Source organism: Anabaena catenula FACHB-362 (assembly GCF_014698735.1).
In the GTDB taxonomy this organism is placed as follows: Bacteria; Cyanobacteriota; Cyanobacteriia; order Cyanobacteriales; family Nostocaceae; genus Anabaena; species Anabaena variabilis_A.
Window position 1 is genome coordinate 146,631 of the sequence record NZ_JACJTQ010000003.1, and the last position, 24,537, is coordinate 171,167.

Here is a 24,537-nt window from a genome sequence, read left to right on the forward strand (position 1 = left end):
TAAATAGTTTACTTGTTTAAATTGAGTTCACCAACTGAGGCTGTATGTTCTCTTGCTAAATAGCCTAGATATAGCTGCACAAGTTTCATATGAATATGTTTTATCAATTGATGCTGGTTATTCTTATCCTCTATATACGGCTCTAAATTATGACCTTTGGGAATACATTTTTGTACATTTTTTACTATTAATTCTGCATCTTGCTTCAGATCATCTAGTTCTTTAACTAAAGCTACTGCAAATATTTCTTGATCTTTAGGAGTCGTCCAAATAGGACTTGAACCACTTCTACCAATTTGGTAACGAATATAATTTTTGATGACTTCTAGAGAAGAACTAGAATCAACAGAAACACCAAGTACATTTCTAAATGGTGATTTTTTATCTTTTCCTGCTATTGCAAATTTTTTTGATAGTTCTCCCATTTTTCGGATAATCTCATCCATCTGATTGGTGATACCTTTTTCAACTCTTAAAGCAAGTTGTTCTTTTAATACATTAGTTAACTCAATCATTTTTAAACAGCTTCCTCTCTTAATACATTATGAAATTCATTGCAAATTTGTACTTGTCCAAAACCTTCGGAAGTGCGATCGCCTATTCCATAAATTTCCAAGTCTTCCCAAGCCTTTAACCACAACTCTTTATTATCTGTACTAAATAAATACACACCTCCTCTATTTGTTACTAACTCTACATCTTTCATTAAACCCCAAGCGGTATTCCAACCAGAACGGTAATCATAACTGCTATAAGCAGAATGAAGTTCTAAAGATGAATCATTCACCCCTGTAAGCTGTTGTAGCATTGCTTCAGAAATGACCGTTGTATGTTGCCAATTTTCTGTTAAAATCGCATCTGCCTGTAAATCAATTGTGAAATGAATTCTATCGTTTTGTATTTCTGATATCGTACCAAATATATTACCCCATTCATTCCATCTTGTACGTAATCCCACATTAAATTTATTAATACGTTCATCTAAATTTAAATGAATATCACTTGCTTTTTTAGCTGTTATTTTTACTTTTCCTAAACCTCTTGAATTTGCACCCCCTAAACGAAAGTTATCTTGATGATTATGAAGAAATGTGTAAAGAGAATCTGCTAAATCATTGGGTACTAAAATTTTACTTGTATATGTTACAGGTTGGTTTTTTTGTTCTTTTGATTCGTTCAACACTTCAATACTGTAAAGTACCCGTTCTTCAGAAGCAGCACGACGGCGATTGATACCGACTCTGGTTAATAAACGAGTTTTTGCAGATGCACTATAGTATTCATCATTATGTTCAGCATAAAAGCCACTAAAACTATCTACTCTTTCACCATAAGTAGTTTTTTCTGTTGGACAATTTGGATCATAGATTTGATTATAATTTTCAGCACAAAATCTGTCTATTAAAGTATCAAAGACACCATTTTTATCTGTTTCTTCTGATTTAAACCCTGAGTCTCGTTTAGAACTGAGTACAGTAGCGGGTAACACTCCAACATTATTTTTAATGATATGAAAATCATCAATTTTTAAATTCCCTGGATAAGCATTTTGAAAAATTGCTGGATTTTCACTCAAAAATAATTTATAAAAATCATCACCTTCTTCAATTTCTTGATTTGCTTCTTTTAATATCTGACTAGCAACAGCACCACGAATTGCTGAACCAGGAATAAAAGTTTCAGCTTCACTTATATTTCCTCCTGGTTTTTTACGTCCAATTGCTAAAGGAGATAAAGCTTTAATTTCTAATTCAATTTCTTTCATTATTTTCCACTCCTTTAGCTAAAAATTCCCATGCTTTTGCTTCTATTGGTAAATTAGGTAATTCCCAAGTTAACCAACCTAAACCAGCTGATTTACTCCCACCTAAAGCGTTAATATGTCGTAATCCTGCTAAAATTAGTGGACTTGCATAATTTGGAACATTTGATAAATAAATATTTCCTGTAAATCTCAGTTTTGTATTTGCAGGTGATGTTTCTAAAAAGTAAAGTTTACTTTCTTCCGCAGTGCGACGACGACGGTTAATAGTGACACCAGGACGAATAATTTCTGGTAAATTTTCTGCATCTTCTTCGCAAATTAAATCATCAAACATAATGCGAGAAGGTAAAACAGGATTTCCAAATATTTGACAAACTAAACAATGATGGTTTTTATCATCTTCTGATATTTGATATTCTTCTCTGGCAAAATTACCATCTAAACCTGCTCTTTGTGGACACATACTTTGCGGGTTGGGAGAACAGCAAATATCCCATTTTAAACCTCTGGCAATTTTCTCACATTCATGGCGTAAACGTCCTTTTAATTGTGAAGCGGGAATGAGTAAATTTCTTTCTGCGTTGCGAACAATGGGTTTATCTGCGAGTGAACCAGAAGAACCACCAGCACCAATACATAAAGCTGTATCAATGATAGCTGTAATGGGATAGGTTTGAATTGAGTTAGATAGTTGTTCTAATTTAATCATGACTCAACCTCCGCAGTTAAAATTGCTGATTCTTCATCTTCTGATGATTTTACAAACTCATAGATATCAACCATATCTCGCCAAATTGTTTCATAAGTTTTTTCTTCTTTATCATACATCCAAGGTGCTAAATTACCTTTATTCGTATCATCTTTAGGTAAACACCAAACATCTTCAAAATTGGTTTTTAGTTCTTTTTGTCCTTGCTTCAGTCTCACGCGAAAATAACGATAATTAAGAATTGCTGTATGTTTACCACGTTCCAATAAACTACGAATTTGGTAAAGTTGTGATTTAGGAAATTTGGCTTTCTTCAATGCTGAAATTGATTTAAGTAATCCCCCTAATTCATGTAGAGTATAAGGTGCAGCGTATAGTTTTAATTTGGGGGAAGTTTCTATAGTTAAAGCTTCAGTGCGAAAATCTTTTACATTGGATGCAATCATTGTCACAGATTTTAGTGTTAAAAAGTCTACTGTTCCCCCGTAATAACCTACTTTCTTCAATTTTTTAGCTCGTTCTTTGGCAGTTTTTAGTAACTGTTCTGTTAAGTCTTGGGCGTAGTAAATGGGTGTATTAACAGCAGTAATCAAAACACCGATGGATGTACTAAGTTCACATTCTGATCGTTTGGCTGTTGCTGGTTGGTAGCGGTGAATTTTGTGTGGTTCAAATGGTTTATCAAATTTGAGTTGATAATTACCTAAAATGCGCTTTTCTCTTTCTTGAATTTGAATTTCCGCTAATTCAATTTTCTTGATTAAAATTTCTTCAAATCTCTCAGCTATCATTTGAGAAATTTCTAAGGCTTTATTTGCAGGTACAACAATTAAAATGTCATCACCACCAATAGTAATTATTTCAAAAGGATGAATTATATCACCATTTTCTAGTTCTGATTCTTCATCATTTAAATTTTTGAGTGTGTGGGGGTGCAAGTTTTCAGCTAATGCTTGATAAACAGCATATCGTGTCGCTAAGTCCACATCTCGACTAAATTCTTTGTGTTTCTCTGGTTTCCGAATTTTTTGGATATATCCACCCATGTTATTACCGTCAGCATAGATATAACCGATAAAACCTTTACTAGCATTACTAACATGAGTCAGAGTTTGAGCTATTTTTACATCACTGGGTTTTACACCTGCTTCTAAATTTGCATAGTATTTAGTTTTATAAGTAGGATTTTCACTGAGAAATTCATTAAATCTATCTACCCAACTTTCAACTATGCCTCTACGCCATTCCAACTGGGAATTAATATACCATTGTGGTTCTTTTGGATCACCATCTTTAGCCCTATCACCAAAAAGATATTTTCTAACTGATGCTTCGGAAAAGTTTACTTCTCTACCTTCTTTGTTTATTTGTAAAATAGCAGAACGGTTTTCTACTCCATCTCTGACTAAATAAGGATGGGTTTCAAGCATAGGTGGATAACGGCGGGTGGTTTTACGTCCAGGAATATCATTACCGCTACGACGTTGATTAAATAAAACCGCTAATTTGGTAGTTATTTCATTAAAGCTTTTACGGGTTTTAAATACTTCTAACTGTTCCTGGTCATTTTTGGGATATCCAAAATAAGCCTGAACTATTGGTTTCTTGTAATTCTGATGATACCAATCTAACCAAGGTGTCTCTTCTATCTTTTCTTTGAGTAGACCAAACCGAATTTCTAATAATCTAAATCTATCACCAACTGCACAGGAATTAGCTGTTAATGTTTCTGTAGTATAGCGTTTCTCAATAGCATCAGCTAATTCATGAATATAAGCAGCAGGACAAAAAGCAAGAATATTTCCACCTGTTGAATATATGATGAGTTCGGGAATGAGAACTTCTGATAATTTATAATCTTGATTAAAGTTTTCGTTCAACCATTGTTTAACTTCGTTACATTGAATACTGTACTTGTTTTTTTCGTCCTTTTTATCTGATTCTGATTGGTATGTTTTATTAAAAAATGCTGGTAAATCAATTATATTAATTCTATCTAACAAACCTGATGCACCACGAATTTCTTGAATTTTTGATGATTCAAAAACATACTGTTTAACTTTAGTTACACCACCATAAACCAAACCAATTTTAGTATTTGGATTCCATAAATTAGAATATTTCTGCTTTAACTCGTCCAGAGTTGGCGGAAAATAATCATCTGGAATACCTTGAAATTCCCTAACCTGTTCAACAATTTCTCTAACCGCTTCTGGTACATCTCTCCCATTATTCAAAGCCTCCCGCATTTCCTGTAAAACAGAAATATCAAACTGCGGTTGACGTTCATTACCCCAAGCTAGACACCAAGCGATCGCAATACTAATAGAATTCATCTTATCCATTTTTAGATTCTCCTGAAACTAACCCCACTAAAACCCCAGCCAAAGCCTGAACGATCGCACGACTAGAAACATCTTCCCCACGTTTTAACCGATGCACACTACCTTTCAGAATCGGCGTTTCCTGAGAAATCACATCCTCCACACCGTCATAATCACTGTAAATAATCGCCACCACCGACAAACCCAGCGACTGACACAACTCTTCCCAAGGTGCAATTTCACCCTCATCCTTCACCAAGATCACTGCATGAGTCGCTGCACCCATAATCAAACGGTTAGCATTAGAAATTTTCCCCCCCACATCAAACACAAATATTGGTGTATTAATCCCCCTGACTTCCTGTGCTTTGCGTTCTGCAAACTCTGGTGTAAATCTCGCTTTGTACTCTGCTTTTAACTTCTTGGCTAAATCCAAATCACGTCGTGCAGTTTCCCCAAACCATGAACCATCTCCATCTGGACATCCAGAAAACACATAGGATTCTGGTGCATTAGGAATCTGCAACAACGCTTGTTTTAAACCTTCCCGGAAGCAAGTCTTTCCTGTATTTGCAAAGCCACAAATTACCAATTTGATACTTGATGACTGCTTTGTTCGCACCACATCCAAAGTATCCCCAACTTGATAATCAGCGTTTTTACTAATCGTGATTACATATCTATCTATTCCTGGTTCACCAATCTTCGGGTCAAACACAGCGATCGCATCATACAATTTTGATAACTTATCTGCTAATACCTGACTCACTAATACTGTGATTCTGCCATTGATTTTAATTAAAGAACCACCTGGTAACTCCCCAGCAGCAATCATCTCGTCTAACTTAGCTGCTACATCACGGACAATTTTGTCACCTGTGGTCAGGGTAGCGCCAAATCCTACTTTTAAAACGTCACCGTCTAAACTGATATGGTAAGTGTTCATTAAATGGCGCTGAATTAGAAAATCATTAAGACAAGACCCTTGTAATTTCGTTAATTACAACTTCAATCAATTAAGTCTCCCAGTTTATAGGCCGGATTGTGTGTGATGCAAATCACGTATTTACGTAATTTTGGGTCAAAAAAACCAATTGCACCGTAAATATGAGCTAATTTATGTGCCAACACAAAAGCTACAGGTATAGAAACGGGGCCATTAATCTTCAGCAGTTGTCCTCCAGTCAGTTCCCCCGACCGTGACATTTCCTCCAACCGCATAGCAGCATCTTTGACAATCTGGTCATTTTGGGCAGGTTCAGCAAAACTAACCCGTAAAATATCGTCTTTTAACTCAATGTTGTAAGTAGTCATTACCTTTAGTGATTCAGTAACAATCACATCATACATGGCACTGGAAGCAGCCTATTCCAGATTGGTCTATGCTGGACTTATACCCAAAATCCTAGATAAGTGTCTGAGCAAATTTTTTCTGATGTTCCCCAAGTAGAACTGTTGCAATGGTTAGCACGCGGTTCTCTCAAACAAAACCTACTGCGTGCAGTTCGTTTGTGGGTGTGGTTATGTTCTTTATACGGAGAAGGTCAAGACCAGATATTCTTAGAGGATGGTTTTACCTTGGCAGACTGGAAAAACGCTTTCTTCAGTTCCACACACCCCAAAGGAGAAGCGATTCCTCAATTCCATGACCCTAACTGTAATTGTGCAAAAACTACCGCTGACTGGTTGTTTGATGCCAAAACTGGATTGAATCCAGAAGATTGGAAACACTGTTTATTATCTCATGTTCATATCTCTAATTTAGATGAAATCCTCGATAAACGATTATTTGGCGTAACTCGTCGTTCCTTACAAGCAGATTTACAAATCTTAGAAGAATTAGGTTGGCTAGAAATTCGAGAACAAAAATATCATCGAGTCAAATATTTACCTTCTCGTCCCATCACCATAAAACACAATTATAATGAATTACATTTTCTCAATCAAGAAGATTTAGCAGAAATTGCTCAGAATCTCTCTCAAAAAATCGGTGGTGTCCAGCGGTTCTTTTTTAAACTAGACTATGTTGTGACTGCTATAGACCAGGTTGAAAATTGGCAGGATGAACTCCGAAAACTCTGGTCACAAACTCCAGTACCACCAATCAGTTTAATTTATAATAGTGCCAGATTAAAAGACTCTGTAGAATGTTTGGTTTATCCAGTCTGTATTTACTATGTGCAACGTGCAGTTTATTTGTGCGCTTTTGGCGAAAGTCCTGATAAAAAAACAGATTGGTATAACTTTCGTTTAGATAGAATTGAAAATATTACACCAATTGAATGGACAAATCCTGGCATTCCCAAGACTTTACAACAGCGTTATCACCAGAGGAATTTACCAAACTCAGAAGAAATAGAATTGCAAATGGATAAAGCATTAGGATTTGATTTTTATTTGGAATCTCGACTGATGCTGTTACGATTTGAGCGAGATTATCATGACCGCTACATTCAGGATACATCTCGGCATAACACTTTTAAATTGATTGGCTACCAAAAAGCGAAAAGTTTGATTCAAAGTTCTGTAATTAATTCAGAACAAAAGGCAGAATTATTAAAAGTTATGGAGAATCGTTCACCAAAGGATGCTTATTATAGTCTTCAATATCGACATGGAGATAATAATGTAATTATGCGTTTACGAGCATGGCGACCGAAGGTAGAAATTCTATTACCTTATGATTTAAGACAAAGAATTGCGGCTGATATTACCAAAGAAATAGGTTTTTATCATATATAATTAGTCAATAATGAATGCTTCACTATTTGTAAACAAATAAATCTTGACAAGTAACTTGCTAAATTTTACTTTTACAGCGATTTTCGGGTAAATGAACCACATTTTTTTGTCTCACGCAGAGGCGCAGAGGCGCAAAGAGGAATCAAGAGTCAAGAGGAATCAAGAGTCAAGAGGAATCAAGAGTGTGGTCTAATTACATGAAAAATGCTGTAATATAAGGATAAATTTGGCAGACCGAAGCGAGGTCAAAAACCCCAGGGATTCGCCAAATCGCCAGAACCTAGATAATTAAATACTTTCAGCGTTTCATTAGTTTCAGTTGGCAGTTAACCCAAAGCCTGAAATGAGGTTTTTTGAGAGGTCTGCCAAAATCACTCCTGGATTCCGCCCGCAGATTATGTTTCAGATGACGGGGTTTCCACATAACTAATCCCCGCAAGGGGACTGAAACACAATTAGATGCCTATGGAATTATTGAAAGGGCTATGTTTCCACATAACTAATCCCCGCAAGGGGACTGAAACTTTATACTGACTATGCTGCATTCAGGATGTGTTTGGAGTTGTTTCCACATAACTAATCCCCGCAAGGGGACTGAAACTACAATTAGTGGAAGTAATCCGGCAATGGGATTAGCAAGTTTCCACATAACTAATCCCCGCAAGGGGACTGAAACGCTCCTACCTTACGAGCTAGACCTAAAGATAAGTCAGGTTTCCACATAACTAATCCCCGCAAGGGGACTGAAACAGCTAACTCCCACGATTGGATCTAAATCTCTTGATGTTTCCACATAACTAATCCCCGCAAGGGGACTGAAACTTTATTGACAACTTGGAACCACCAGAACTGACAGAAAGTTTCCACATAACTAATCCCCGCAAGGGGACTGAAACTTCCATTGAATCTTTCCTTTAACCAATCAAAACTGAAAGTTTCCACATAACTAATCCCCGCAAGGGGACTGAAACACTGTTTGCTCGACCCTGACCAGTTGATCTGATTGTTTCCACATAACTAATCCCCGCAAGGGGACTGAAACCATCCAAGGCATCATGAGTACAAGGTAAATCATTTTGTTTCCACATAACTAATCCCCGCAAGGGGACTGAAACTTTACTTTTTCAGGTGCAGATCAGCGTAATCCCTTTGTTTCCACATAACTAATCCCCGCAAGGGGACTGAAACTAGAATTGTTGGAGTAGCAGTTGAAGTACTAATAGGTTTCCACATAACTAATCCCCGCAAGGGGACTGAAACCGGCTACAGCTTCGGCAACGCTAGAAACAGCAACGGTAGTTTCCACATAACTAATCCCCGCAAGGGGACTGAAACATCTCTAATACCTCCTGCTGTATTATATTCAACTCGTTTCCACATAACTAATCCCCGCAAGGGGACTGAAACTGTCCTTGGATATCTAGCACTTGTTCTACTACCTTCCTGTTTCCACATAACTAATCCCCGCAAGGGGACTGAAACAAAATTTCGTAAGATTGAATATAATATTTGCTTGATGTTTCCACATAACTAATCCCCGCAAGGGGACTGAAACAAATTGATGTAATAAAGTGTGCGAGAATCAAGCATTTTTGGTTTCCACATAACTAATCCCCGCAAGGGGACTGAAACATTGCAAAGGGAACGATAACGATGCCAACAGCAGTATCTGCAATAGTTTCCACATAACTAATCCCCGCAAGGGGACTGAAACATTGCAATGTTCTTGTAAAGATTCTTTTTGCCCCTCCAAGTTTCCACATAAATAATCCCCGCAAGGGGACTGAAACAGAGTAAAATACTGAGCATAAGATCATGTAGCATCAAAAAAAATGCCAAGAGCAGCTACATCTAGCAAACGCAAAACCCCATCAAAAAATACCCCTTTGGTATGGGCTGATGATACTGAATTAGTTGGTTTAGTCTTTGACCTGGAAGTCACCAATTCCACATTCCTATACTCGCAATATACCATTGGACTTCATGCTTGGTTTCTAGACCAGGTGCGGCAAATTAACCCAACCCTTTCAGCATATCTGCATGATGGCGAATCAGAAAAACCTTTTAACATTTCTGCCCTCGAAGGTCAACTACTGCCCACCGGAAAACAACTACAACTACAAGCAAATCATATATATCGTTGGCAGATTAACGCCATTTCTCAACCATTAGTTCAGTTCTTGAGTCAGTGGTTAAACCAACCTCCAACTACTTTGAAATTAAGGGATGCTTCCTTACAAGTAAAACAGATAAGTATTGTCAATTCACCAACTACTTATAGCCAACTACTACAATCATCTATGGGAAACCACAGAAACATTAATCTGAGTTTTATTTCCCCTACCAGTTTTCGCCGCAAAGGGCATCATTTCCCCCTTCCTGTTCCCTTCAATCTTTTCCATAGTTACCTCAGACGCTGGAATGATTTTTCAGGAATGTCCATAGAACAAGACGCTTTTCTAAACTGGATAGATGAAAACGTCATCATTCATCAACACCGCTTAGAATCAGTCAAAGTCGCAGCTGGTAAACGTGGTTCAGTGACTGGTTTTACAGGGGCAATTTCCTTGGGTTTGAGTAAAAGTGCTTTAACTAACATTGAGTTTACCCAGTTATTTTATGCCTTAGTCCAACTTGCTCCCTACTGTGGAACAGGCCACAAAACTACTTTTGGACTCGGACAAACCTGCTTAGAATGGATAGAACCAGAATTAAAGACATCCTCCGGAATAATAACAAACTTGCTCCCAGAACGCATTGAGGAATTAACAACAATATTTACAGCGCAACGCAAACGAACTGGGGGAGAACGCACCGAAAAAATCGCTACAACATGGGCAACAATTTTAGCACGGCGAGAAATGGGGGAATCATTACAAGTAATAGCTGAGGATTTAGAAATACCTTACACCACAGTGAAAACCTACGTTAAATTAGCTCGTCGGGCGCTTAAAGATAGGCATTGAGCCGAGATCCCTACGAAAACGGAAATAGAAGCTGAAAAGCCTTGTCAATTCTAGGTTTCAAATATTTCGGGAGAGAGAGGAATAGCAACTTCAACCAATGTTAAACAGGGAACGATGCAATGCAAGTGAGTGTCAGAGTAATTCTTAGAATAACACTTTATATAGGGTACATGAGAAGCAGTTGATTTAATACAGCAGATTGCAGATCAATGAGGTACAGAATCAAAATTGAAACCTAGACACCAAGCCAGTTTTACTCCTGACTCCTGACTCCTGAATTCTGCTATATTACTGTAAATCATTTACCTGCAATCTGCTGTAAGTTTGGAACCGAACACGATATGAAATGGATTAGACCTGGAAATGGCTAACCATTCTGCATTCTGAATATGTCGTTTAAGTTTTGCAATAATTGATTGGCAGTATAGGGTTTTAATAAAACTCCTTGCACTTCCATTTCATCAGCTTGAGGCAATACATCTGTGGTACTTAATCCACTAGAAGCAATAACTTGTACCTTTGGGTCTATTTTTTGCAAGGTGCGGATAGCAGTGATACCATCCATTTCTGGCATCATCATATCCATCAAAACTGCACTGATTTCCTGTTTGTGTTGGGCATAGAGAGCGATCGCTTCAATTCCATTACTTGCAGTCATAGTTTGGTAATTGTGGTTTTCCAGGATGATTGTAGCTACGTCTCGAATTTGGGCTTCATCATCCACCACTAAAATCAACTCTCCTTGTCCTAGCGGCATTTCCAATTGATCTTGAGGCTGATTTTGAGGGGCTTCTACAGCTGGCAAGAAGATCTTAAATTTGCTTCCTTGACCAACTTGGCTAGAAACTGTAATAAACCCATCGTGGCTTTTAATAATCCCACGCACCGTTGATAAACCCAATCCTGTACCAGCACCTACCTCTTTGGTAGTGAAAAATGGCTCAAAAATTCTCTCTAGTATACTTGGAGACATTCCAATTCCCGTATCCATGACAGTAATGACAATGTAACTGCCGACTTTGCCCTCAAGATGCATCCGGGTATAAGCTTCATCAAGGTACATATTTTGCGCCGAAATATTGAGAATACCCCCCTCTGGCATAGCATCACGGGCATTAACTACTAAGTTAATAATCACTTGATGTAGTTGGGTGACATCTCCACAAACAACCGAAAGGTCTTCCGATATTTGTGTCACAAATTCGATGGATTTGGGAAATGTATGCCTAGCAATTTGAATAATTTCCCCAATTAAGTGCCTAACTTGTACAATCGTGCGTTCTCCTTTAAATCCTCGTGCAAAGGACAACACTTGCTTGACTAGATCAGCACCGCGTTTGGCATTGTTTTCAATGATTGTCAGCATTTGCTGGTGGAGTTCTGGGTTTTTGTTGAATTTACCTTTGAGTATTTGCGCGGCTCCTAAAATGGGTGTCAATATATTGTTAATGTCGTGGGCAATGCCACCTGCTAAAGTACCAATACTTTCCAGTCGCTGGGTACGGAAAAACTGTTCTTGGAGTTGTTTTTTGTCTGTAATGTCAGTATCTACAATGAGGATGGATTTGGGATGCCCTTCACCATCAAACATCAATGTCCAGCGACTTTCAACAATAATTTCCTGACCGAATTTAGTCACTTTACATAACTCACCCAGCCAAGAGCCATATTTAATTACAGCTTTCAGTGCAGCTGCCTCTTGTGGGTAAGAACTGGTGGAGTAAAAAAGATCCTTCAGGTTTTTACCCAAAGCTTCATGAATCTGCCAACCATATATCCGCTCTGCACCTTGATTCCAAAATAAGATATCCATCTGGAAATCTCGCACGAAAATCGCGTCGGTAGCGATATCCAATAGGGCAGCTTGTTCATAGATTTGCTGTGCCGTCTGCTTGCGCTCGGATATATCTCTAGTTGTCCCAATCATTCGCGTCGGCTGACCTGTTTCGTCATAGCAGACTTTTCCGCTATTGTTTAACCAATGTAGGCTACCGTTAGGCCAAACCGCCCGATATTCGATGCCAAATTCGCTTCCTTGCTCAATGGTGCGAGTTACAGCTTGTGTAAAAGATTCACGGTCTTCAGGATGGATTAAATTCAGAAAGTTTTCAATGCTAGGACATAAGGTGTCGCTGGGTAGTCCATATAGTGGCCCCATATTGGGAGACCACAGATAGTTATTATTTGTTATGTCCCAATCCCATATACCCATTTTGGCGGCTTCTAAAGCTAACGTCAGTCGCTCTTCACTCTCTCTGAGTGCTGCTTCTGCTTGTTTGCGCTCATTGATTTCTTGTTGCAGAGATTGATTAGCAGTTACCAATTCTACTGTGCGCTCTGCCACCCGTTGTTCTAACTCATCGGTAAGTCCACGCAAAACTGATTCTGTTTGTTTGCTCCCGCAAAGCTCGTCTTCAATTACACCTAATATTTTGACTAAATCCAACTCTTGTAACAAACCTGATTCAGTTACTATTCCAACTAATTTTTCTTCATCATCGACAATCGGTAAATGGTGAATTTGATACTGCTTCAAAAGTAACAAAACTGTAAATATATCCCGAAAATCTGATTGTTTCAATGTGATGATTTGCTGCGTCATCACTTCAGCTATTTTTACCCTGGATAAATCCATGCCCAAGGCTGTTAATCGGAGTACATCCCTAATAGTAAATATTCCTAGTAACTGCGTTCCCTCTACCACCAAAACATAGCTAGTTACTTTTTTACTCAATTTGCTGGATGGAAATGATGTTGGGTAATTGGCAAGTTGACAGCAATCACTTTGTTCTTGATTCATCAAAATAATAGCATCGACTACATGACTATTAGGACTAATCATTAAGGGATAATGATCAATCAGTTTATGTAAAGAAGGCAAATCAATCAGCGGATTCTTGAATTGCATAATTAATGGTCGATTTTAATTATCTTGTTGATTAACAGGTGGCTAGTACCAGTTCTGGAAATTAAAAATCAAAACATCCTCTAAAAAAGCTTTGAAGTTGAACCTCACTGGATAGTGATTTTTGCCAAGCTGCACTAGGCTATTGACAATGAGGCAAGATGTCACCCAAGCCGTTAGTCCCTAGCAAGTTTATTGATGAATATCAATCCGAAATTTTACAGAGTTGGTAAATAATAGGGGATAAATTAATCACTGAACTAGGAAGCTGATTTATTTTTTTAGCTATCAAAATTATTCTATTCTTAAATAAGGGTTAAATGATCTCTTATTTTACAGACATTAATTAATTTAATAATTTTGGTAATATACAGCAGAATTCAGGAGTCAGGAGTCAGGAGTCAGGAGTAAAACTGGCTTTGTATATAGGTTTCAATTTAGATTTTGTACCTCCTAACTATGCAAACTGCTGTAAGTAGGCTGCCGCTGCGCGTCTACGGTTTTTTTGTGCCTTTCTACTTATCAGTTCTATTTTATTTTTGAAAAAATACGTTGCACCAGTCAATTCACCAATCAAACCGGATGGACGTGACAGGTGACAGGTGACAGGTGACAGGGGGCAGTGCTAGAAGTTTCTGATTGTCTAAGTTTTATCATTCGTTGATATCCTAACCGCCTTGTCCGTTGCTATATCAAAAAAACTCCCCGCGTCACCGCGTCCCCGTGTCTTCCCATCACCGCGTCCCCGTGTCAACCCTAATGATAAGTATTCAACTGGACATGATATTGCCTTCCGCTGCGGCAATTTCTAACTGAGTCTTGAGTACAGAGTCAGGGTTGAGACTAATCGAATCTATGCCTTCTTCAACTAGGAAACGGGCAAATTCAGGATAATCGCTGGGTGCTTGGCCGCAGATACCGATTTTGCGTTTAAACTGTCTTGCAGTTGCGATCGCTTTGGCAATTGTTCTCTTGACAGCTTGATTGCGTTCATCAAATAGATGTGCCACTAACTCAGAATCCCGATCTAGTCCTAAAGTTAATTGTGTCAAGTCATTGGAACCTATCGAAAAGCCGTCAAAGACTTGGCTAAATTCATCAGCTAAAATGACGTTACTGGGTAACTCGCACATCACATAAACTTCCAAGCCATTTTCGCCTTTTACCAAGCCATTGGCTGCCATTTCTGCCAGTACACGTTTTCCTTCTTCGGGAGTTCGACAAAAGGGAACCATCAAAATCATGTTGGTTAAACCCATTTCATTCCTTACCCGCTTCATGGCTTCACATTCTAAGGCAAAACCTTCGCGGTAACGGGGATCGTAGTAACGAGAAGCACCACGCCAACCAAGCATCGGGTTTTCTTCTTTGGGTTCAAATTGTCTCCCACCCAAGAGGTTTGCATATTCGTTACTCTTAAAATCCGACAACCGGACAATTACAGGTTTAGGATAAAAAGCGGCGGCAATTGTCCCAATACCTTGTGCTAGTTTATCAATAAAGAATTCGGCTTTATTTTCGTATTGGGCAGTTAATTCAGCAATTTTGTATTTAGCAAGTTCATCTTCTAAATCATTAAAATGTAGTAATGCTAAAGGATGGGCTTTGATATGGTTAGCAATAATAAATTCCATCCTTGCCAAACCTACACCATCATTAGGAATTGCGGTTAAACCTAGTGCTTCTTCTGGGTTGCCCACATTCATCATAATTTTGGTGCGGGTGCGTGGCAAGTTATCTAATGTTAATTCTTGAATTTCAAAGTTCAATAAACCTGCATAAACTTTGCCTGTTTCACCTTCAGCACAACTCACAGTAATTTCTTGTCCAGTTTGTAATAATGTCGTCGCATTACCACAGCCAACAATGGCAGGAATTCCCATTTCTCTGGCAATTATGGATGCATGACAGGTTCTCCCACCAGAGTTAGTAACAATAGCACTGGCTTTTTTCATGATTGGTTCCCAGTCTGGGTCAGTGCGGTTTGTAACTAGCACATCTCCGGCTTGAAATTGTTGAATTTGATTCGCGTCGAGAATAACTTTGGCTTTACCTTGACCAATCATTTCACCGACGCTACGACCTGTTAATAAAACTGCACTTTTTTCTTGGAGGTGATAACTTTTAAGGACGGTTTTCGATTTTTGTGATTGTACTGTTTCTGGTCTAGCTTGGACTATAAATAATTCTCCTGTCACCCCATCTTTTGCCCATTCAATATCCATTGGCGTATCCATACCACGGACTTGGGAATAGTGGTCTTCAATAATGCAAGCCCAATTTGCAAGTTGTAGAATCTCGTCATTATTCAGGGCAAATTGATTGCGTTCTGATGGTAAAACGGAGACATTTTTGGTTAATTTCATCCCGCCCAAGTCATAAACCATTTTAATTTCTTTTGTTCCCAAACGTTTTTGGAGTATTGGTTTAAAGCCTTGTTGGAGAGTTGGTTTAAATACTAAATATTCGTCTGGGTTAACTGCACCTTGAACAACGGTTTCACCCAAACCATAAGCAGCGGTAATTAAGGCTGCATCTTTAAAACCTGTTTCTGTGTCAATGGAGAACATCACACCAGAACAAGCCAAATCAGAACGTACCATTTTTTGTACCCCGACTGATAAGGCTACTTCAAAGTGGTCGAAGCCTTTTTTTTGTCGGTAGGAAATAGCACGGTCAGTAAAAATGGAAGCAAAGCATTTATGGCAAGATTCTAATAGGCTTTTAAGTCCGTGAACGTTGAGATAGGTTTCTTGCTGTCCGGCAAAACTAGCATCTGGGAGGTCTTCGGCTGTGGCGCTAGAACGAACTGCAACGTCGGTATCTTCACCGTATTCTTGACACAGACTTTGATAGGATTGTGCGATCGCTTCTTGTAATTCTAGCGGAAATGGCGTGTTGAGCATCAGCGACCGAGCTTGTTGACCACATTGTCGCAAATTATCTATATCCTCTACATCTAAAGAAGCAAATATCTTTCTCAATTTAGCTTCTAAACCTGCCCCAGTAATGAAAAATCTATAAGCATAAGCGGTGGTAGCAAACCCAGTGGGAACTTTTACTCCTTTGGGACTCAGTTGCTGAATCATCTCTCCTAATGAAGCATTTTTTCCACCCACGAAGGGAATATCTGCAATCCCCACGGCATTAAAAGGTAAAACTAGTGCTTGTTCTTTGGATAATAGGCGATCATTTTCTTGATTTTTTCGTATTTCTAGCATATTGTCGAGTCCTTTAAAAGCTACAACTATTTTATTAAGAAGTTTTTAGTAAATAAATTGATCTACTTTTGAATTCCACCATTCTTTTTATATACGTCAAATATGAGGAACTTGTGAGGATATAACGAGTACGTAGAGACAAACTGATACCGTTTCTCTATGATGGCTTGCGTGGCGTAGCCATATATGCGCTTTATATATCACCTGCCATTTTTTGGTAGGTTGGGTTGAGCGTAGCAAAACCCAACAAATGCGTTGCGTTATGGCTGATGCCTCCGGCACGCTACCGCTAACGCCACGGTGCCTCAACCCAACCTACGAATCAAGGCTTTTTCAATTTGGCAAAGGTATTGTTGACATAACATACTTGCTTTTTACTTAAATCCCCAGAATTAGTGAAAAATTCTTAAAAAATATATTGTTATTTAAAGTTACCTCACAACTTCCTCATATTTGTAAATTATAGTTTAGAACTATAAACACTTGCTTGTTCATATCTCTGGGTTGTTTTCATGGCTACCCTAAATAGATCAACACATTTTAAAACCGGATTTGAGAAATAGATGAATTATTGTCCCTGTTGTTCTAATTTACTTTTACAACATATACGCAGAGATGAAACCTACTGGTTTTGCCGTACTTGTTGGCAAGAAATGCCAGTATTTACTCAGAGTCTTTACTGTTCCTTGTCAGAGATAATTTTAGGTAAAACCCCCATAGCAATTCAATAACAAAAATAGGTACGTCAGTATACTTGCGTGAACGATATTCTATTCATGAGTAGATAGGAGTCAATAATTTGTCTATACTAAATTTTTTACCCTCAAGATCCCATATAAGAATATGTATTGCGCCCTTGGTTTTTAGCAGCATATAGTGAAATATCGGCATTTTTAATTAAGTATTCTAGTGAATAATCTGGAACTGGAATAATACTAGCGATGCCCATACTTAATGTGACATAATCGTTAACTGAAGAATGATGGTGAGGAATAGATAAGCTGGCTATTTGCTGTTGAATCTGTTGAGCAAAATAAACTGCTCCTTCTAAAGGGGTGTTAGGAAGCAAAACAGCAAACTCTTCACCACCATAACGAGCTACCAAATCAGCCGGACGTTTGCAAGTGCGTGCGATCGCTTGAGCAATTTGTCGCAAACACTCATCACCTGCCGGATGACCATAACAGTCGTTGTAGCTTTTAAAATAATCTATATCACAGAGAATTAATGATAAAGGCATTTTTTCCCGTTGCAGTCGCTGCCATTCTAAATTGATTACGGCATCAAAACATCGTCGATTGGCAATTTGCGTTAATCCATCCATATTGACTAAACGTCGTAATTCAGAATTAGCTTGCCGAAGAGTTGCCTCTACCTGCAAACGCTCTGTCAAATCAGAAATAATACAGTAGAGTAGATTCTGTCTATCGATATTAATCCGACTGGAATAAATTTCAACTTGACGAATTTCACCAGATGCCAACTGATGAAAATATAAAAAATTCCCCGGATAAGCCAGCTGTTTTAAAGCTTTGTTGGGAATAGGAGAACCATCTACTAAAACAATTAAATCTGAGAGCTTTTTCTGTTGCAAAACTTCGCGGCTATAGCCGTAAAATTGACTTGCGGCTGGATTAGCGTCAAAGATGCCTAGGGTAAGAGGATCGATTAATATTTGTACCGCTCGGTTGTTTTCAAACATCTGCGGGTAAGTTACTTGGCTTGGTTGTAACTTTTGATTAGTCAGACACTGATGGACAAGATCCAATGAGTTAGTCAGATCTTGCATACACAGCAAGGCATCAAAACCTGTAGTTTTTGTGGTCGCAATTGGCGTTGCTGTCACTTGTAGCGAACGGAACCTTCCATCTTTAGTTATACCAGTCAAAAAATGCGGGTACAACTGGGGTGAAAAAACAGTCACTTTTCCAGCTTGGAAAGTTTGGTTCAATTGTTCGACATAATCTTGACAATTGAGATGAGAGAAATATAAAAACAGATTTTTACCAATAATTTCTTCTCTGGAAATATTTGTCCAATCTTCCAGGCATGAGTTCCAAAAACTGACTATGCCATCACGCTGCAAATAACACACTCCAACAGGAAGACATTCCATCAATTGCAATGATTCAAATGATATTTGCGTAACTTCTGTCTTGATGCGTTGGAATGTCTTCATATAAGCTTTTGCCTCGTAATTCTAATATGGCTGACCTGCAATGGCACTACCTGCAATGGCACTAATCCAAACAATTATAATAAAATGAAATATGAAGATCATACCTCGACAGGAAGATATTTTGTGAGTTGCATACAATGACGCAAATGAAAAGCGGCTTATTTATGACAACAACTCCAGTCACTCCCTGGCCTCATCACGTCAGCAAGAATGGTTACAGAAGAACCTACCCCAATTCTGTGGAATGGGAGAGGATTGGTCTGATATCAAGAAAGAAAAATGATGCCGACAGTTTTAATAGTTTAATTTGACTTACTTAGGGCTTGCTGTTCGCGGAGCGTGCCGTTAGGCATATAAATGTAAAACCTAAATAAATCAAGGGATTCAGGGGTGAAAAAGGTTAAGAAGGTGCAAGGAATAGACATTTTACCCATCAAAAACTGAACTGACAAGTCAGCGCTTACGCTATCACTTTTCCCCCAAAGCAACTATTCAAAAGCTGCTTCTAATTCTTCCTCCTGACTCCTGACTCCTGACTCCTGACTCCTAACCCCTAACGAAAAGACTTTTATGCCTACGGCACGCTACGCGAACAGCAAACCCTACTTATTTTGCATAATTTTCGAGTGGAAAACCCTCGAATTAATTCAAGGGTTGTATGTTTTGAGAGTTTATATCTAAATTTGAAATTGATTGCGGATGTTGTTTATTTGTTATTGATTCTAAGTATGGTTTTAATCTTCTTGCCAATCTTCACAACCGAGCAGGTCAATAATCCTGTCTCTGAGTAAATATTCATTTTTTTCTAGCTCATGCTCAAAATAAGTCCATTCACGGTCAGGAAGATATTTACAAAGAGTATAAATTGGCTGTTGACGGTTAAGAAGTCCCTTTTTCACAAGTTGATGTGCTTCTTCCTTTATCATTCCAATGTCATATTTAATAGCGGTATCCATACCTTGTAACCTCATTTTCAAGCAAGGAATTAAAAGACAACTTTATAAATTATTGTCTCTACTTTAAATTTATCAAAAAATTGGTGAATTTTGTGAACCATGACAAGATTAATTTTTACTAGTACACAACGGCAGCCGTCAACAAACCATTAAAAATTCCTGCAAAGCTTGTTTAATCAACTTTTTAAATTGTTGATTTTTAATTTTTAATTCCGAGAAAGCGGTACTAGACTTTGTTTTATCGGTTTTGATTGCTGCTGAAGGCATAAGTTAATGTGCCTTTAAGTCGCATCATCTGCAGTCTCAGAAAGACGCAAAGACGCTCTGATACAGTTTAAATACTGATCAGCTTACCCTTAAATTCAGAGGTTTTTTCATCTTCAGAAATGAAGATACCGCTGTATTCCTTGTTGCCTGTTAAGAGTTTCCTGTTCTCTTGCCCAACGGGAGCAATTTATTTTGCCCGAGTACTGACAACATTCTCTTAATATCCTCTATAGCTTAGAGAAGTCGGATATCTTGTAGATTACTATAGAATGAGAATTGTTGTGATGTTTCCTATTAGCTAAAGTGTCAGACTCCGTACCTTTGCGCGATCATTACCTCGCATTAATTGATCAAATTGTTGAAACCACTCTCAAGGGTAAAATTAGCTCTGTAGAGCAGGTATATCAAATATTACTCAAAGGTATCACGAACGGTACAGGGGAAGTGTTTGAGTTAGCTTTGAGCGATCGCTTGAATACTATTCAAGCCCAAGTGGACAACGAACCAGACGAACTCAAAAAATCTAAGGCCACGCGCAGTTTAAGAGCCATTAAAACTATTCAAACACAATGGCAACGCTGGCAAGAACAAAATAAAGCTACAGAAGTTATAATTTTGGCAGTCCGCGAAATCACTATTGCCAGCAATGATGAGCGTTTAGGCGTATTCTTGCGTTTGACCGATCCTAATCAAAAACATACCTTAAATTTATCCCAATTACAGCAGTTAGCCAAATCCTTACAGCAATTTGGTGCAGCTAATTCCGATTTAGCGGAAATATCTACAGGAATTACGCGTGGTGTTGCTTCTTGGCAGCGAATTCAAGAAAACCTACTGAGTTGGATGTATGAACAAAAAGGTTCTCTAGGATTTGGTGGTGTACCGGGAGAACGTGGCCCTTGGGCAAGTTGGGCAAAGTTAGTCAAAAGCGAATTTCCCGCAGCATTTTTCCGCACCTTAGCACTTGAGCAATCTGCAATTGAATTTACTCAACAGCAACAGCAAATCACCCTTAGCAATTGGGTAGAACTAGCAATAGTTTTACAGTTCCTACAACGTGGGTTAATTAGCTGGTTTGATCAACAAGCTTATGATATCCAAGCTGGCCCCAAATTATCCATTTCTACATTTTTGACCTTTGCAGTCATTTGGAGTCAATTAGCGATCGCTTTTCAAACCCAAGCAGTAGCATACAGCAATGGAGCTTCACAAATAATGCTCCAAATTCTGAGAACCTTTGCCCAGCGTCCTTATTTCCCTCTCTACGGTGGGATTTTTGCTTCCTTTTCTGGTAGTTCTTTGCGAGATGCTCTCGATTATTTAGATGAACCCTTGCGTTCTGTAGCAGGAACACAGGAAAAAGCCCGCATTTTGACCCTTTTAGGTTATTCTCAACGAGCTTTAGGCAAATATCCCCGCTCGATTAATTTTCATCAGCAAGCTTTGGAAATAGCCAGAAATGCCAAAGATAGCTCTTGTGAAATTGCCAATCTCAACCACCTCAGTCGTACCTACGTCCAAGAAAAAAATTATGCCGAAGCAATTAACTATAGTCAAAGAGCATTAATCTTAAGTAGGCAAGCAGGTGACAAAACTGGAGAAGCCAACGCCCTGGTAAATCTAGGTTACAGCGAAGTTATGCAAGCCCAACAGTTGGAAAACATCGAACCAGAAGTATATGAATCGGCAATTAATTATCTAGAACAAGGTTTAAAGTTAGCAGAAAAATTAGGCGATATTCAAAGTCAAGCTTTATGTTTTAGCAGTTTAGGAATTGCCTATTTAGTAATAGCACAACATGAAGCGGCTATTAAATATTTAGAAGTAGGTTTTAAAACGGCACAAGTTTCTGGTGATTTATATCTCCAAGGGCGCAATTTAGCTTATTTAGCAGAAGCTTATTATCATCTGCAAAATTCCGATAAAGCTATTTATACTGGTAGTTTAGGAATGTATCTACTAGAGCAAATTTCTTCCCACGAGTGGCGACAAGCCGCAGGTTTATTAACAATAATCAAAGGACAAATTGGGGCTGATAAATTCCAAGTTATATTTCAACAAAATCGCCCGAAGATGATTTCTGTGATTGGTGTAGATGGCTATGATCATCTTCCCCAATTGTTAGAAAAATACAAGGAAAATATGTAATACCGTGAAAATGCGCCTAATTATTGGGGAACATAGCGAATTATCTTGAGAAAACCTCCGCGTACCTTTGCGTTAACCTCCGCGTACCTTTGCGTTGAAAAAAAATAGTATTTGGTGCATCTATGGCTACGCCACGCAAGCTATCACACAGAATTGGTAGAGAACCCATTGGGGATTTTTGATAATGTGGGAGTAACAAGATTTAACGGAGAATGACATACTCAAGTAGTTTGAGTGATTCCGACCGTTGCCAAAGGCTACGTAATGCGTAATTAAAAATTTATGTGACACAAAATCTTCACTTAATTGTATTATGCCATACAATACCCAAAAAATTGTGTATCTAAGTTTTCATAGATACCAGATTTTTGTCCAGTTTTTACACATTGTCTAATGTATAATTTATGCGATTATCACAAAAACATATGAATATCTTCAAAATCCTTTCTTGTGCCTTGCTAACTATTGCCTTTCCCAGTGTATGTTATGCATCTGAAGAAGCACCGATAGTTTCTAATACCCAAACTGCACCAAAGGAAGTTGCAGAAAAACCTAGCGTTGTGATTTTACCTGTTAGTAATCCTGTTAGTAATCAAGCCAAAGATTTACAGCCGGAGGTTCCCTTAGTATTTTCTGCGGAAACAGTCGCACAGACAGAGCAAGAACAGCCATCATCGGCTCCCAATCCCACCAAAGATGTACAGAGAGTAGCTCCCCGTTCTCCATTGCAAGAACAGCCCACCAAATTGCATAACTTGGAAACAGCCAACCAGCTGAAAAAGGGAGCAGTTCAGGGAGAAGCGGGTTTTCTGCAAGTTTTACCAACCGATGATTCTTTGTCGGGTACGGGTTTGCAAACCTATCAAGTTGATATCGATTGGGGAGTGACAGATAACTTCCAAATAGGTTTTACAGGTGATATTTTTGATGATTATGCAAAATGCGAAACTAGAGGCAATTGCGGTGATTTGACAACCGTAAGTTATGGAACAAAGTTAAAATATCGATTAATCACCTCAGAACGTTTGGCTGTCGGTGTGATGGGTACGGCTCAGTTATTGAACTTAACTGCGAGTTCAGAGCTTTTTGACAATCCTTCACCAAACAGTTCGAGGGGAAACTTTTCTGTTACCAGACCAGTGGGAGCTTTGCAGTTTCCCGCTACTTATAACGTATCTCGAAATCTGCAACTGCATCTGACTCCGGGAGTGGTTTTCTTCCCGGAAACAATTAGGGGAGCGAATTTTTTTGGGACGTTTTTCAACATTGGGACGGGATTTAGCTGGCAAACTTCAGAAAGGCTGAATTTGTTTGGCAATATTCAAGCGCCTTTTGGTTCTGGAGGCAATACTTTTAATTCCAAAGACCGTTCTATCTCTCGGCAGTTACTGTGGACTCTAGGTGTAGATTATGCTGTTAATCCCAGAATGGGAGCAGAGGTTTATGCAACTAACAGTTATGGGTCAACACCGACGACAGGCTTGCTGGCCTTTTTTCCTGATGGTGATGAATTCCAGGTGGGGATTCGCTTCAAGCACGTGATTGATTTTGGACAAGGATACGCAGCTAATTTTGACAATCGCCCCCAAGCACCGCTTTCCTACCGGGATCAGACGCTTCTGTTTGATGGTTTCACACTTGCCAGCGCTAACACTTTACCAACTGGGAAGTTTCAAGTTAGAGGAGGGCTGGGTACTCATGGTAGTGCCAGTTTTGCCCTGGCCTATGGCTTGACAAATGATGCACAGTTAGAACTTATGGTTGATCAATTTGGGGCAAGCGATCGCATTTCTGCTCAAGATGTATCTGGTTCGGGTGTCAAAATTGGCGGTGCAATGAAACTACGGTTTTTGAATCAAGCACAAGGCGATTCCCTGTCTCTGGGTTTTAAACTTGCAGGCATCAGTGAGACGACTTTCAAAGGTCAATCTTTAACCGGCAGTTTGTATACAGAGTTGCCCATTAGTTATCAACTCAGTCCCCAAACTTCCATATCCATTAATCCCAAAGGTGGATTTTTTGGGAAAGTTTCCCGCATTGGCGTGGGTTTTGGGGTTAACCAGGCTCTTTCCGATAAATTGCAATTGATTGGAGAATATACGCCCATCTTGAGTGAAGGAAGAGATGTTTGGAGTACTGGCTTACGCTTTTTACCACAAGCAGGATTGGCATTTGACGTTTTTGCCAGTAACGCCATTGGACAAGGTGGTTTGGGAACGGTGACAGCCGAACCAGATACTAATTTTGGTGTCAGCATCAATTGGGGAATTTGATGTCCCATCCTTTTTAGGGCAGGGGGCAGGGAGCAGGGAGCAGGGAGCAGGGAGCAGGGGGCAGGACTCAGCACTCAGCACT

The 24,537-nt window shown here is 38.9% G+C and carries 15 protein-coding genes and 1 CRISPR repeat array; of the genes, 4 read left to right on the top strand and 11 right to left on the bottom strand.

Features of this window, described 5'->3' with window-relative positions; all coding sequences use genetic code 11:
* Positions 1-8 precede the first annotated feature (8 nt).
* From H6G68_RS03905 to H6G68_RS03930, 6 genes are all read right to left on the bottom strand, one after another.
* Positions 9-515, bottom strand: coding sequence for a hypothetical protein (locus tag H6G68_RS03905; RefSeq protein ID WP_190905446.1), 507 nt, complete (start codon positions 513-515; stop codon positions 9-11).
* Between the two features lie 2 nt (positions 516-517).
* On the bottom strand, positions 518-1,765 hold the full coding sequence (gene csx10 / locus H6G68_RS03910) for a type III-D CRISPR-associated RAMP protein Csx10 (protein ID WP_190905447.1): 1,248 nt from the start codon (positions 1,763-1,765) through the stop codon (positions 518-520).
* Positions 1,752-2,474 (bottom strand): RAMP superfamily CRISPR-associated protein, encoded by a 723-nt coding sequence (locus tag H6G68_RS03915; protein ID WP_190905448.1) that lies wholly within the window; start codon positions 2,472-2,474, stop codon positions 1,752-1,754. The genes csx10 and H6G68_RS03915 overlap by 14 nt, the downstream gene beginning before the upstream one ends.
* Positions 2,471-4,819, bottom strand: a complete 2,349-nt coding sequence (gene cas10, locus H6G68_RS03920) for a type III-B CRISPR-associated protein Cas10/Cmr2 (protein WP_190905449.1) — start codon at positions 4,817-4,819, stop codon at positions 2,471-2,473. The genes H6G68_RS03915 and cas10 overlap by 4 nt, the downstream gene beginning before the upstream one ends.
* A complete protein-coding gene (locus H6G68_RS03925; protein WP_190905450.1) occupies positions 4,812-5,744 on the bottom strand; it encodes a CRISPR-associated protein Csx3 in 933 nt (310 codons plus the stop codon). Before H6G68_RS03925 ends, cas10 begins: the two co-directional genes overlap by 8 nt.
* 62 nt (positions 5,745-5,806) lie before the next feature.
* Entirely contained in the window at positions 5,807-6,112 is a 306-nt protein-coding gene (locus H6G68_RS03930) for a CRISPR-associated protein Csx3 (RefSeq protein ID WP_190905451.1), read from the bottom strand.
* Between the two features lie 99 nt (positions 6,113-6,211).
* Between H6G68_RS03930 and H6G68_RS03935 the strand changes: the two genes are divergently transcribed.
* Positions 6,212-7,540 (top strand): TIGR03985 family CRISPR-associated protein, encoded by a 1,329-nt coding sequence (locus H6G68_RS03935; protein WP_190905452.1) that lies wholly within the window; start codon positions 6,212-6,214, stop codon positions 7,538-7,540.
* Between the two features lie 414 nt (positions 7,541-7,954).
* Positions 7,955-9,330: direct repeats of the CRISPR family, unit length 37 nt; unit sequence GTTTCCACATAACTAATCCCCGCAAGGGGACTGAAAC.
* Positions 9,331-9,372: 42 nt separating this feature from the next.
* Entirely contained in the window at positions 9,373-10,506 is a 1,134-nt protein-coding gene (cas6, locus tag H6G68_RS03940; RefSeq protein WP_190905453.1) for a CRISPR-associated endoribonuclease Cas6, read from the top strand.
* A gap of 367 nt (positions 10,507-10,873) precedes the next feature.
* Here the strand turns inward: cas6 and H6G68_RS03945 are convergent, their stop codons facing one another.
* The 5 genes from H6G68_RS03945 to H6G68_RS27560 all read right to left on the bottom strand — a co-directional run bounded on the left by H6G68_RS03945 (position 10,874) and on the right by H6G68_RS27560 (position 20,034).
* Complete coding sequence (locus H6G68_RS03945; RefSeq protein ID WP_190905454.1) at positions 10,874-13,414, bottom strand: PAS domain S-box protein; 2,541 nt, start codon at positions 13,412-13,414, stop codon at positions 10,874-10,876.
* Positions 13,415-14,181: 767 nt separating this feature from the next.
* Entirely contained in the window at positions 14,182-16,632 is a 2,451-nt protein-coding gene (gene ppsA / locus H6G68_RS03950; protein ID WP_190905455.1) for a phosphoenolpyruvate synthase, read from the bottom strand.
* 823 nt (positions 16,633-17,455) lie between these two features.
* Positions 17,456-18,811 carry a diguanylate cyclase domain-containing protein gene (locus H6G68_RS03955; protein WP_190905456.1) on the bottom strand — a complete coding sequence of 452 codons (1,356 nt, stop codon included), beginning with the start codon at positions 18,809-18,811 and terminating at the stop codon, positions 17,456-17,458.
* Positions 18,812-19,545: 734 nt separating this feature from the next.
* Positions 19,546-19,767 carry a DUF4327 family protein gene (locus tag H6G68_RS03960; RefSeq protein WP_127056894.1) on the bottom strand — a complete coding sequence of 74 codons (222 nt, stop codon included), beginning with the start codon at positions 19,765-19,767 and terminating at the stop codon, positions 19,546-19,548.
* 138 nt (positions 19,768-19,905) lie between these two features.
* The gene (locus tag H6G68_RS27560; protein ID WP_277925377.1) at positions 19,906-20,034 is read right to left on the bottom strand and encodes a hypothetical protein; all 129 of its coding nucleotides are present in this window, start codon (positions 20,032-20,034) and stop codon (positions 19,906-19,908) included.
* Between the two features lie 303 nt (positions 20,035-20,337).
* Between H6G68_RS27560 and H6G68_RS03965 the strand changes: the two genes are divergently transcribed.
* Together H6G68_RS03965 and H6G68_RS03970 are read left to right on the top strand one after the other, a co-directional pair.
* Positions 20,338-22,182: a tetratricopeptide repeat protein gene (locus H6G68_RS03965; RefSeq protein WP_190905457.1), complete on the top strand. Its 1,845-nt coding sequence runs from the start codon at positions 20,338-20,340 to the stop codon at positions 22,180-22,182.
* Positions 22,183-22,586: 404 nt separating this feature from the next.
* The gene (locus H6G68_RS03970) at positions 22,587-24,455 is read left to right on the top strand and encodes a porin (protein ID WP_242045127.1); all 1,869 of its coding nucleotides are present in this window, start codon (positions 22,587-22,589) and stop codon (positions 24,453-24,455) included.
* Positions 24,456-24,537: the final 82 nt, after the last annotated feature.

Excerpts from the sequence above, each read along its gene's own strand:
- ppsA (WP_190905455.1), bottom strand. The coding sequence starts at position 16,632 with ATGCTAGAAATACGAAAAAATCAAGAAAATGATCGCCTATTATCCAAA.
- H6G68_RS03955 (WP_190905456.1), bottom strand. The coding sequence starts at position 18,811 with ATGAAGACATTCCAACGCATCAAGACAGAAGTTACGCAAATATCATTT.
- H6G68_RS03945 (WP_190905454.1), bottom strand. The coding sequence starts at position 13,414 with ATGCAATTCAAGAATCCGCTGATTGATTTGCCTTCTTTACATAAACTG.
- H6G68_RS03970 (WP_242045127.1), top strand. The coding sequence starts at position 22,587 with ATGCGATTATCACAAAAACATATGAATATCTTCAAAATCCTTTCTTGT.
- H6G68_RS03905 (WP_190905446.1), bottom strand. The coding sequence starts at position 515 with ATGATTGAGTTAACTAATGTATTAAAAGAACAACTTGCTTTAAGAGTT.
- H6G68_RS03925 (WP_190905450.1), bottom strand. The coding sequence starts at position 5,744 with ATGAACACTTACCATATCAGTTTAGACGGTGACGTTTTAAAAGTAGGA.
- H6G68_RS03960 (WP_127056894.1), bottom strand. The coding sequence starts at position 19,767 with ATGGATACCGCTATTAAATATGACATTGGAATGATAAAGGAAGAAGCA.
- H6G68_RS27560 (WP_277925377.1), bottom strand. The coding sequence starts at position 20,034 with ATGCCTTCAGCAGCAATCAAAACCGATAAAACAAAGTCTAGTACCGCT.
- H6G68_RS03915 (WP_190905448.1), bottom strand. The coding sequence starts at position 2,474 with ATGATTAAATTAGAACAACTATCTAACTCAATTCAAACCTATCCCATT.
- cas10 (WP_190905449.1), bottom strand. The coding sequence starts at position 4,819 with ATGGATAAGATGAATTCTATTAGTATTGCGATCGCTTGGTGTCTAGCT.
- H6G68_RS03930 (WP_190905451.1), bottom strand. The coding sequence starts at position 6,112 with ATGACTACTTACAACATTGAGTTAAAAGACGATATTTTACGGGTTAGT.
- csx10 (WP_190905447.1), bottom strand. The coding sequence starts at position 1,765 with ATGAAAGAAATTGAATTAGAAATTAAAGCTTTATCTCCTTTAGCAATT.
- cas6 (WP_190905453.1), top strand. The coding sequence starts at position 9,373 with ATGCCAAGAGCAGCTACATCTAGCAAACGCAAAACCCCATCAAAAAAT.